Source organism: Aquabacter cavernae, assembly GCF_003993795.1.
In the GTDB taxonomy this organism is placed as follows: domain Bacteria; phylum Pseudomonadota; class Alphaproteobacteria; order Rhizobiales; family Xanthobacteraceae; genus Aquabacter; species Aquabacter cavernae.
In genome coordinates this window covers 491,563-502,704 of sequence record NZ_RWKV01000017.1, presented here as the reverse complement: position 1 = coordinate 502,704, position 11,142 = coordinate 491,563, and the positions used below count along the sequence as shown (strand labels likewise).

The 11,142-nt window shown below is 63.8% G+C and carries 11 protein-coding genes; 7 read left to right on the top strand and 4 right to left on the bottom strand.

The annotated features are described in order from the left end of the window. From EJJ38_RS20205 to EJJ38_RS20180, 6 genes are all read left to right on the top strand, one after another. Positions 1–242 (top strand): aldehyde dehydrogenase family protein (locus EJJ38_RS20205; protein WP_127092215.1); only part of this gene is annotated, 242 nt, incomplete at its 5' end. 126 nt (positions 243–368) lie between these two features. Then, entirely contained in the window at positions 369–785 is a 417-nt protein-coding gene (locus EJJ38_RS20200; protein ID WP_127092214.1) for a cupin domain-containing protein, read from the top strand. A gap of 37 nt (positions 786–822) precedes the next feature. Continuing rightward, complete coding sequence (locus EJJ38_RS20195) at positions 823–1,842, top strand: Bug family tripartite tricarboxylate transporter substrate binding protein (protein ID WP_127092213.1); 1,020 nt, start codon at positions 823–825, stop codon at positions 1,840–1,842. Positions 1,843–2,226: 384 nt separating this feature from the next. Continuing rightward, positions 2,227–2,724: a ferritin gene (locus tag EJJ38_RS20190; RefSeq protein ID WP_127092212.1), complete on the top strand. Its 498-nt coding sequence runs from the start codon at positions 2,227–2,229 to the stop codon at positions 2,722–2,724. A gap of 448 nt (positions 2,725–3,172) precedes the next feature. Continuing rightward, on the top strand, positions 3,173–4,366 hold the full coding sequence (locus EJJ38_RS20185; protein WP_245454349.1) for an NRAMP family divalent metal transporter: 1,194 nt from the start codon (positions 3,173–3,175) through the stop codon (positions 4,364–4,366). Positions 4,367–4,480: 114 nt separating this feature from the next. Further along, positions 4,481–4,669, top strand: a complete 189-nt coding sequence (locus tag EJJ38_RS20180; RefSeq protein ID WP_127092210.1) for a hypothetical protein — start codon at positions 4,481–4,483, stop codon at positions 4,667–4,669. 62 nt (positions 4,670–4,731) lie between these two features. Here the strand turns inward: EJJ38_RS20180 and EJJ38_RS20175 are convergent, their stop codons facing one another. Continuing rightward, complete coding sequence (locus EJJ38_RS20175; RefSeq protein WP_127092209.1) at positions 4,732–6,066, bottom strand: GAF domain-containing protein; 1,335 nt, start codon at positions 6,064–6,066, stop codon at positions 4,732–4,734. After that, on the bottom strand, positions 6,063–6,536 hold the full coding sequence (locus EJJ38_RS20170; RefSeq protein WP_127092208.1) for a pyridoxamine 5'-phosphate oxidase family protein: 474 nt from the start codon (positions 6,534–6,536) through the stop codon (positions 6,063–6,065). Before EJJ38_RS20170 ends, EJJ38_RS20175 begins: the two co-directional genes overlap by 4 nt. A gap of 60 nt (positions 6,537–6,596) precedes the next feature. On the opposite strand from EJJ38_RS20170, the gene EJJ38_RS20165 reads away from it, so the two are divergent. Continuing rightward, on the top strand, positions 6,597–7,613 hold the full coding sequence (locus tag EJJ38_RS20165; protein WP_245454348.1) for an arylamine N-acetyltransferase family protein: 1,017 nt from the start codon (positions 6,597–6,599) through the stop codon (positions 7,611–7,613). A gap of 14 nt (positions 7,614–7,627) precedes the next feature. Here EJJ38_RS20165 and EJJ38_RS20160 read toward each other — a convergent pair whose 3' ends face one another. Together EJJ38_RS20160 and EJJ38_RS20155 are read right to left on the bottom strand one after the other, a co-directional pair. After that, the gene (locus EJJ38_RS20160; protein WP_164738597.1) at positions 7,628–9,226 is read right to left on the bottom strand and encodes a putative bifunctional diguanylate cyclase/phosphodiesterase; all 1,599 of its coding nucleotides are present in this window, start codon (positions 9,224–9,226) and stop codon (positions 7,628–7,630) included. A 569-nt stretch (positions 9,227–9,795) separates the two neighbouring features. Continuing rightward, positions 9,796–10,860 carry an NAD(P)-dependent alcohol dehydrogenase gene (locus EJJ38_RS20155; protein ID WP_127092206.1) on the bottom strand — a complete coding sequence of 355 codons (1,065 nt, stop codon included), beginning with the start codon at positions 10,858–10,860 and terminating at the stop codon, positions 9,796–9,798. Between the last annotated feature and the right edge of the window lie 282 nt (positions 10,861–11,142).

Sequence of the window (11,142 nt, the reverse complement as noted above, 5' to 3'; positions counted from 1 at the left end):
GCGCCAACGCCATCGAGTTCGGCCTCGGCGCGGCGCTCTGGACCACGGATATCGCCAAGGCGAAGCAGCTTGCCCGGCGCATCGAGGCGGGTGCGGTCTTCATCAACGGCATGACCGCCTCCGACCCCCGCCTGCCGTTCGGCGGCATCAAGAAGTCCGGCTATGGGCGGGAGCTCGGCGTCTACGGCATCCGGGAATTCGTGAACATCAAGACGGTCTGGATCGGACCGGCAAGAGCCTGATCCGATCAGGTCGAACCGACCTGATCGGTGAATCAGTCTCTAAACCATTGGATAGAGACCGCGTTTATCCAATCAGCCTGCGAAGCTGGCTGATTGGCGCGGGCTCAAGCGTGAGGGAGCCTATCCATGTCTGACCGCAAGGCCGTGATCCTGCGCCCGTCCGAAATCCCCGCGCGGGTGCGGGGCGGGGGCGCCAAGACCATCCCGCTCGTGACGCGCAAGACCGGCGCGCGGGACTTCATCAACGGCATCACCATCTTCGAGCCCAACGCCGCCATCCCGCTGCACAGCCACAATTGCGATGAGAGCGTGCTGATGCTGGAGGGCAACGCCATCGCCGAGATCGACGGTGTCCGTCATGAGGTGACGGCGGGCGATGTCACCTTCATCCCCGCCAACATCCCCCACCGCTTCATCAACCGCTCCGACAGCGAGGGCATGAAGATCCTGTGGACCTACGCCTCCATCGACGCCACCCGAACCCTCGTGGAGACCGGAGACACGCGCTCCATCGATGAGGAGCACAAGGCACCAATCGCCTGACGCCAAGATCAATCCATATCAATCCTAGGGAGAAACCATGAACCTCATGTCCAAGGGCCGATCCGTTCGGCCGCATTCCATGACGCGCCGGGCCCTCGGCCTTGCCGCGTTCGCGACCCTGGCCGCCGGCATGCTGCCGGGGACGGCGAGTGCCCAGTCCTATCCGGCGCGCGACGTCACCTTCGTGGTCGGATATGCGCCGGGCGGGACGGGCGACGTGATCGCCCGCATCATTTCCGAACGCCTCGCGAAGAAGCTGGGCAAGCCGGTTGTCGTGGACAATCGGCCGGGCGCCAGCGGCTCCACCGCCGCCACCTATGTGGCGAAGGCGCCGGCGGATGGCCTCATCCTGCTGGCGGGCCAGACGGCTGAAATCTCCATCAATCCCTTCTTGATGAAGCTGAGCTACGACCCGCAGAAGGATCTTCAGCCCATCGCGCTGGCCGCCATCGTGCCGCTGGGCCTCGTCACCCCGGAGAAGGCGCCGTATTCGACCGTTGCCCAAATGCTCGAAGTGGCGAAGGCGACGCCGGGCGGGCTGACCTTCGCGTCTTCGGGAATCGGCACGCCCAGCCATTTCGCCACCGAGCTGCTGAAGCAGAAGACCGGCGCGAACTTCACCCATATCCCCTACAAGGGCGCCGGCCCCGCGCTCAATGACATCCTGGGCGGGCATGTGGACCTGTTCTTCTCGGGCCTTCCGGCGGCGCTCCAGAGCGTGCGGGCAAACCGCATGAAGCTGATGGCGGTCTCCTCCGTCAAGCGCAGTGCCGCCGCTCCCGACGTCCCGACCATCGCCGAGGCCGCCAATATTCCCGGCTTCGATATCACCCTGTGGGTCGGCTTCTTCGCGCCCAAGGCCACCCCGACGGAGGTGATCACCCTGCTCAACAAGGAGATCAACGAAATCCTCTCCTCCACGGAGGTGAAGGAGCGCTTCCTCGCCGAGGGCGCTGATATTTCCGTCCTGTCGGTGGAGGAGACGAGCGCCTTCACCAAGGCCGAGAGCGCCAAGTACAAGGCGCTGATCGATCAGATCGGCGTCAAGCTGGAGTGATCGGGTATATCTTTCAGTGCTTTAGGCCCCGGTCGGCGTCCCGCCACCGGGGCCTTTTCGTTTCTGCCTCCTCCCTCGCCGGAGCGGCGCGCGGCGGTCTGCCCGGCTTCCGCCACGCCGAAGATGAATGCCTCCTGTCCGGATTATTAAGAGTTGGCCATGTTGCTTCGCAGGCCAAAGTTCACGCTTGACCCAATTTAGAACAGGACTAAGTTCCCGCCATCGAACGACGAGCACACGTCGAACAAAATCTCCGCAACGAACCGATGCGGATTGTTGAATTCTCATCCGGGTCTTAATAATCTGAGTTGAATGCGAGCGCTCGCAGTCCTCGCCGGATGAAATAGAGGGCCATAGCTACATGGTCCGGTATGGAGGCTTAAAATGGTTAGCGCGAAGCTTGAAGCCAAACTCAACGAACTCCTGAACGGTGAGATGGAGGCTCATCACATCTATCTGCAGTGCGCCGCCTGGGCGTCAGAGCAGAAGTTCGAGGGTGCCAAGGCTTTCCTTCTGGTGCACGCTGCCGAAGAGCGGACCCATATGATGAAGTTCTTCACCTTCCTCGATGACCTCGGCGCCCCCATTTCCTTCAAGGCGCTGCCGAAGCCGGTGGTCGATGCCAAGACGATCCGCGAACTTTTCCTGCGTGTGCAGGAAGAGGAGCGGAAGGTGTCGAGCCACATCTTCGAGGCCATCGACATGGCCCGCGCCGAGCACAGCTACGAGGCCGACCAGTTCCTGCAGTGGTTCGCGGCCGAGCAGCACGAGGAAGAGAAGCTGTGCCGGACCATTCTCGACAAGATCGACCTGATCGGCGAGGGCCCGAACTCGAACTACTTCGTCGATCTCGAATTCGGCAAGCTGGCCAAGGCCGGCTGATAAACGACAGGCTGATAAAAGACCGGCCGATGCAAGGCTGGCTAAAGCCAAGTTGATTAATGTCATGAAGGCCCGTCTCTCCACGAATGAGAGGCGGGCCTTATTCATTGGAGCATGTGCCTGAACGCTGACCCTTCACCGTTCCGTCGCGCTTTTCGTCTCGCATCTGGCGGAATGATATCTGGGAAAGTTTTTAAAGTTTCACTAAATAACAGGCAGAATAGAATTCGCTTAGATGGCGGTTTGTATTTAAATCGTTAAATTTAGAATTTCTCTAGATATTTTCTATATATAAAAAGATCACATCTCCTCAATCTCTCTTGCCGCGCGAATTTACACGCTGCATTCTAAGTAGATTGAATTTTGGGGTTGTGGAATGTCGAACACTGCAAATGGCGCAAGTCCGGGGGCGCCGAAGCGCTCTGCTCTTCTCGTATACCTTGCCATCATGGGCCCCGGGCTGGTGGTGATGCTGGCCGACACGGATGCGGGCAGCCTTATCACCGCCGCGCAAAGCGGCGCGCAGTGGGGCTATTCGCTGCTATCGGCCCAGATCATACTGATCCCCATCGTCTTCATGGTGCAGGAACTCACCATCCGCCTGGGCGTCGTGACCGGGCAGGGTCATGGCGAACTGATCGAGTCCCATTTCGGCCGGGGCTGGGCGTGGCTTTCGGTCTCGACCCTTATCGTGGCCTGTGCCGGCGCCATCGTCAGCGAGATGAGCGGCATTGCCGGCGTGGGGCTGATGTGGGGCGTCCCCATGTGGGCCTCCACGGGCGCCGTGACCGTCTTTCTCGTTGGGATGGTCGCCACCGGCTCCTACTTGCGGGTGGAGCGGATCGCCATCGGCATCGGCCTGTTCGAACTGGTGTTCCTCATCACCATGGTGATGTCCAACCCCGATCCGAGGCAAATGGCCGAGGGGCTGGCCACCTTCCCCATCTCGAATCCCAGCTACATGCTTCTGGTGGCGGCCAATATCGGCGCCGTCGTCATGCCGTGGATGATCTTCTATCAGCAGTCCGCCACGGTCGATAAGGGCCTGACGGTGGAGCATATCAAGCAATCCCGATGGGACACGGCCATCGGTTCCGTGGTCACCCAGTTGGTCATGATCGCCATGCTGGTGACCACCGCGGCGACGCTGTGGGCCAACCAGGAAGGCGGCGTGGATCTCAACACGGTGGAGCAGATCAGCGACGCCATCACCCCGCATCTGGGCTATGACGCGGGCCGGATCCTGTTCTCGCTCGGCATGGTGGGCGCCTCGCTGGTGGCCGCCATCGTCGTCAGCCTGACGGCGGCGTGGGGCCTGGGTGAAGTGACCGGCTATCGCCGCAGCCTGGGCGATGGCGTGAAGTCGGCGCCCTGGTTCTATGTGGTCTACATCCTGGTGCTCGCGGTGGGCGTCGGCATCGTCCTGTCGGGCGTCAACCTCATCGACGTGAACATCGCGGTGCAGGTGCTGAACGCCCTGCTGCTGCCGGTGGTGCTGGGCTTCCTCGTGATGCTGTCCATCAAGGCCCTGCCTGAGCAGCACCGCCTGAAGGGTCGCTACATGTGGACCGTCATCATCGTCTCCACCATCATGTGCGCCTTGGGTGTCTATTCAGGCATCATGGGCATCTTCCAGTCCTGAGATGCCTGCGGGCCGGTCATCCGACAGGGGTGACCGGCCCGCCGGCCGAAATGTCCGTGCTCCCGGCGCACGCCCCGGCTATTCTGCACCTGCAGAAGTCTCCGAGAGGGTGGAATGGCACGGCCCGCCGATCTGAAAGTGATTGTCCTCGACCATCTGAATATGGCCGTTCCGGACGGATATGCCGGATATGGCTTCTATCTGGTGGATGACGAGATGCGGATCCACGCGGGCCCCTTTCGCACCCGGGGCTTGGCCAGCGAATTTCTCGAAGACCTTTGGGACCTGCCCCGGACAGGATGAGTCCTCTTAAGATGCGGCAGGACGGTTCGTCGTAGCGACGGCTGAGGGCGGCTTCCTGCCGGCTAGTCCTGCGCGGCATCCAGCGTGAGCGGGCCCGTCACCTCCAGGCGAACCCGGCCCCGGCCGATGCGAACGATCTGGATGGGTGCCTGCTTCTCTTCGAGCCGGCGGCGCAGCAGCAGGAGCCGGGTTTCGAGATTGTCCTTGATCTCCGGCATCCGGCCGCCCAGGGCCAGCCGCATCTCCCGATTGGTGAAGGCGTCGCGCCCGTCCTTCAGGTGCCATTGGAGCAGCAGCCGAAGCAGGGCACCCGCAACGCCCTTCACGATATAGGTGCCATCCACGAACACGCTGTCATCGACCCGGTGATGGACGACCCGTATCTCCCGGCCGCCGATGGCGGACCGGGCGGGGGGCGCGGCCTGCGCCGGCTGGGCCGCCGCATGTTCGCTCAGCCGCAAGGCACTGGTCGCGTGGCCCGCCAGGATTTCCAGGACCGCCTCATCTTCCTCCCGGAAGGCGAGCCGTTCCGTGCATTCAATGAAGAGCACCCCCGTCACGATGCCGCGCACGATCATGGGGACGGCGATCTGGCTCATGGCCATGGGCAATTCCGGAAAGGCGACGACGCGCGTGGCGTTTTCCGACGTCTCCGCCTCCAGGCCGATCGCTCCGCCAAAGCGGCGCACACGGCTCATGTCGTTCACCTTGATGGTCTGCCCGCTGGCTGCCGCGGCACCGATCAGCCCATCGTCGCCGGCAATTTCCGACCCCAGCCCCGAGCGCTCGTAGCCCATGCTGCCGGTGGTGACGAGGCTGCCGCGCGCGCCATCCCGGATCAGGACCAGCGCATTGCCGTATCCGAGCACGCCACGGACGCCGGAAAGCAGGCTGTCGATGATCCCGCCCGCCTCGCTCTGCCGCTCGATCGCTCGTATGGCCTCGGAAAGGGCCGGCAGGCTGACGGGATCGCGGCGGCGGGCCGATGCGGTTTCCACGGGGGAGGGCACGGGCTCGATCCGGTGCACGCGGAAAATGTCGGCGCTCCGCAGCCGCATGACCTCGGACATTCCCACCTGGGCGCTGCTCGCCTTCAGTTGAAGCGCGATCCTGTCGAACAGGGGGCCGGTGTCCACGGAGCGCACGAAGGCGACGTTGAGCAGGAACTGGTCACCCGTGAAGCCATCCACGACGATGAGCGTGACATGGCTGTTGGCGCGGATGTTTGCCGCCGTCTTGGCGAAGAACTGGTTGGACAGCGCCACATGGTCTTCGTCCACCCGCACCACATGGGAGAGATAGGAGATGTTCGGCATCCCATCGGCCGCGGCGGTGGCGATGATGGACGGGATGACGCCCTCGAAGCAGGCGGACAGGTTGGATAGCCGCAGGCTCATCGCGCTCTCGCACCGGCCAGCATGCCGGCGAGCGGCCCGGGCGTCTGGATATAGATCTCGCTCACGGTGATCCGGGTGACGCGCGCGTCGCGGGCGGTGAGCCACGGCCCGATGATCTGCCGGGGCACGCCGAGGGATTGAAGCTCGTTCGTCGCCGCGCTCATGAAGCGCTCCGCGCGATCAAGGTCGTGCGCCCCGGTGTCCAGCAGGCTGGCGGTGCCCTTGAGCTGGAAGCTCACATAGTCCGATGGGCTGACGAAGGTGGCGGCGACCCGCCCCGTCTGCCGGATGTCCGCTTCCAGGCGCGGCCATTGCCAGGCGGAGAAGATGACGTCGATGGTCTGCCTGTCGTCCAGCACATCCAGGCCCACGCCGCGCCCCGCCGACGGGCGTCCGTCCGCGTCGGACCCGGCGATGATGCACATCAGCGGCCGTTTGAAAAACGCAAGAAGCGTGTCGTCGAGCTGCACCGCAATCCCCGTCGCCCGCGCGAAGTCTGCTTAGTGAACTTTTAGGATATCGGGCGCGCCTTGCACATTCATTTAGGAACGCCCGCTTTTCCGCGTCGCTATAGAGACCTCGCTCCGGGCGGGCAGGATTGGCGGAAAATAAGGCTGAATATTAGCCCGTCTCAGCCGCGAAAGTCCGTCATCCGCAGCAGCATCGAGACTGCGATCGCGGTCCACCATAAGGAGCGAAGGATGACGGACGTACCCGGAAGCAATGAAGAGATGACCCTGACCGCCGATCAGATCGCGCTTTATCTCGCAAGGGTCGGCATGGAGCGACCCGCCGCATGCGACATCGGCAGCCTGACACGGCTTCACCGTGCTCACCTCATGAGCTTCACCTGGGAGGCGCTGGACGCCTTCATGGGCTGGCCGGCCTCCATCACCCCATCCTGCGTCTTCACCAAGATGGTGGAAGGCCGGCGCGGGGGATGGTGCTTCGAGATGAACGGCCTTTTCGGTGCCGCGCTCGCGGCTTTGGGCTTCCGGGTGACGCGCCTCTGCGGCGGGGTCAATCGCGAAAAGCTTGGCGATGTTGCCATCGGCAACCACCTGACGCTGCGCGTGGATCTCGACCGGCCCTATCTCGCCGAGGTCGGCGCGGCGGATGCGATCCTTGATCCCGTGCCGCTTGAGGTGGGGGCCATCAGCCAGCGCGGTTTCGACTTCTCAATCACGCCGGTGGGCGGCGGCTGGATGCGGTTCAACAACCATGCCCACGGTCTTGCGAAAAGCATCGACTTCCGGCCGGACCATAGCGACGAGGCAGCGATGGCGGCGGCGCATGGCTGGCTGATGCAGGATGCCGGCTCGCCCTTCACCCATGCGCTCGCTGTGCTGCGCCACACGGAGGAGGGCTATGTGGCCTTGCAGAATGACTGCCTGCGCCGCGTGACCGCGAACAGCATCACAGAGCAGCGCATCATGAGCGCCGATCATCTCGCCGATACGTTCGCGACTGTCTTTGAGATCGACGTTCCCCAGGTCGGACATGTCTGGGAGAAAGTCCGCAGCATTGGACGCCAGAAGGCCGCCTGAAACGGCGCGGGGCGCTAGAGTGCTCCGCTCAGGACGGGGACGTGGGTGTTCAGGAAACGCGGCACGTCTTCCGCCTGCATGGGCTTGGCGAAGCAATAGCCCTGGCCGAAATCACAGTCCACGGAGTTGAGATACTTGGCCTCGGCGGCCTTCTCTATGCCCTCGGCGGTGGTGGAGATGCCGAGGCTGCGGCTCAGCGCCAGGATGCCGGAGATCAGCTTCTTCGCGTTCGCGTCGGTGTTCATGGAGCGCACGAACGACTTGTCGATCTTCAGCTTGGTGACCGGGAACGTGCGCAGGTTCTGAAGGCTGGAATAGCCGGTGCCGAAATCATCCAGGGCAACGTCGATGCCCATGGCCCGGAAGCGCGTCAGGATCGCATTGGCGGTCTTGTCGTCGTCCACCAGTGCCGTCTCGGTGATCTCGATCTCCAGCCGTTGGGGCGGAAAGTTGTGGCTCTTCAGCGTCCGCAGGATCTGGTCGGGCAGCGCGGTGTCCTTGAGCTGCATGGCCGAAAGGTTCACGGCGATCTTCAGCCGCTCGGGCCATTGGGCGGCGTCCTGGCAGGCCCGCTTCAGGATCGATTGGGTGAGCGGGCCGATGAGGCCCGTATCCTCGGCGATGGAGATGAACACTTCCGGCGAGATGAAGCCCTGCATGGGGTGGTTCCAGCGGGCGAGCACCTCGAAGCCCACCACCGCCCCGTCCTTCAGCCGCACCAGGGGCTGATAATGGGGGACGATGGCGTTGGAGGTAATGGCGCTCTGCAGGTCGCGCTGGAGCCGCCGGGACTGCTTCAGTTCCTGGTCCAGGGCCGGCTCGAAGAAACGGTAGGAGCCCGCATTGCGCTTGGCGCGGTAAAGCGCGGTTTCCGCCGAGCGCATCACCTCGCCCTCGTCAGTGCCGTTCTCGGGCGTCACCGCGATGCCCACGGTGGCGCCCAGCCGCACCTCCAGGCTTTCGAACTGGTAGTTCGCGGACAGGTGGGAGATGAGCTGCTGGGCCAGCTTGCCGAGCGGCTCAACCGAGCGCGGGCGCGGCATGAAGACGGCGAACTCCTCTCCGCTCACGCGCGCCGCGACGGCATCGGAGGGCAACAGGCGCTTCATGCGGTTGGCGATCTCCAGCAGCAGCTTGTCGCCCATCTGGAGACCGTGCAGGTCGGTGATGATCTTGAAGCGGTCGATGTCGATCAGCAGCAAAGCGTAGCCGGTGCTTCCCGCCGACACGGCGAGGCGCTTGCGCATATGCTCGCGCAGCATGCGGCGGCTCGGAAGGCCGGTGAGCGGGTCGTACCGGGCAAGCGCATCGGCCTCCTCGCGCGCCTTGATGACGTCGATCCGCGCGCGGTCGAGGCGGCGTATGAGGCGAAACAGCAGCAGCGCCGGCCCGATCTGGCTCAAGGCGGCGAACGCGACGGCGGTGATGATGAAGCGCCAGCGCGACGGCTCGCCGCCTCCCGCGTCCACGGGAATGCCGAACCGGGGGAGAATATGATCCTGGAGCGCGAACTCCCACCAGGTGGATGTGATGCCCATGATCGCCAGCATGGCCGCGAAGGACAGCAGCACGGAAACCGGCGTCACGAGAGGGCGCGCGCGGCTAGTACTCAAGGCGACCTCCCTCCTTCGAGTAGGCATTTCGGATCGGCATTGCGTTCATATCACCCTTTCCCGCAGGCCAGAGGGAGTGAACGCAAAGCCTGTTCCGCGCGACGGGTAAAACACTGTCCCGTCTTGTCAGCCTTCATTGAGCCAGGCGGGCTCATGGGACATTGATCCAGATGCGTATGGGTGTGCGATTGTCGGCGGCGATGGTCGTGAAGCATAGCACAAGCCAACGGCACCCATCTGCTTGATGGGGCTGGAAAAGCGTTCGATTTGGATCCTTTGGCCACACGACCGGGGGGAAAGGCGGGAGGTTGTGGACGGGGGAGGTACCAGCCCGCCGTCGACAGGGCTTTTCCGATGCCGAGGGCAGCATGGCGTGCAGGCCAACCGGCTGTCAGGAAAGCCGTTGGACGATGTGACGCGCGCGTGGACCGGAATGGGCTTGCCCGCGGGATCGTCGCTGACCGGGAGCGGGGGTCGAAGACACCGGGAAAAGACGCCGGCTGATCCTGTCGCGAACCGGCCTGCGACAGGGCGGCAGGCGCGCCGGTGGCGCGCCTGCTTAAGCCTGCTCAGGCGGCGGGGGCCGCGAGGGAGGCCATGTCGATGACGAAGCGATACCGCACGTCCGCCTTCTCAAGACGCGCGAATGCCGCGTTGATCTGGTCCATCCGGATCATCTCAACGTCGGGCAGGACACCGGTCTTGGCGCAGAAATCCAGCATTTCCTGCGTCTGCGCGATGCCGCCAATGGGCGAGCCCGCGATGCGGCGGCGACCGAGCAGCAGGGGCACGGTGCTGGGCTCCGTCAGCGGGCCGATCTGCCCGACGATGACCAGTGTCCCATCGATATCCAACAGGGGAAGATAGGGATTGATGTCGTGCTTCACCGGCACGGTGTCGATGATCAGGTCCATGCCCGATGCCGCCTGCGCCATGGCTTCCGGGTCGCTGGACACAAGCAGCCGGTCGGCACCCAGGGCCAATGCATCCGCTTCCTTGTCCTTGGTGCGGCTGATGGCGGTGACGTCGGCGCCCAGCGCCGCGGCCAGCTTCACTGCCATATGGCCGAGCCCGCCGAGCCCGATCACACCGACGCGGCTGCCGGGACCGACCCCCCAGGTGCGCAGCGGCGAATAGGTGGTGATGCCCGCGCACAGGAGGGGCGCCGCCTTCGACAGGTCCAGCCCTTCCGGCACCCGCAGCACGAACTCCTCGCGGGCCACGAGATGCTTGGAATAACCGCCATAGGTGGGAGAGGTGGGCTCGCAGGAGAAGCGGTCCGTGTCGCTATAGGTCTGGACGTTCCCCTTACGGCAGAGCTGCTCCAGCCCCTTCCGGCATTGATCGCAGTCCTGGCAGGAATCCACCATGCAGCCGACGGCCACGGCATCACCGACCGCGTGCTTCTTCACATCGCTGCCCACCGCGATGACCCGGCCGACGATCTCATGGCCGGGCACGAGGGGATATTGGCTCCAGCCCCAGTCATTGCGGGCCTGATGCAGGTCGGAATGGCAGACGCCGCTATAGAGCACCTCCATGGCCACGTCGTTTGGGCGCAAAGCGCGGCGCTCGAAGTCGAAGGGCGCGAGCGGGGAGGTTGCGGAGCCGGCCGCATAGCCGATGGTCTTCATCGCTTTTTCCTTTTGTCGGTCGCGAAGCCTGCCTGCCGGTGGCCACGGGGACCGGCGGCGCCTTACTGAAAAGGGAGCTTCCCAGTTCATGTCTATCAGCTTCGGTTTTGTGAATTAATCGTCGCAAACGGCATGAAGCTATGTCCCGAATTCATGAATTCGGGTCGCTCATGATGCCGGACCAAATCCCGCTGCGATCGCGGCGGTAACAGGGCAGCTCTGGAGACCTGCCTGACGGTCGCCGCCTTCTGTCCTGTCATGGCGGCCCGCGGGTTTGCCCGG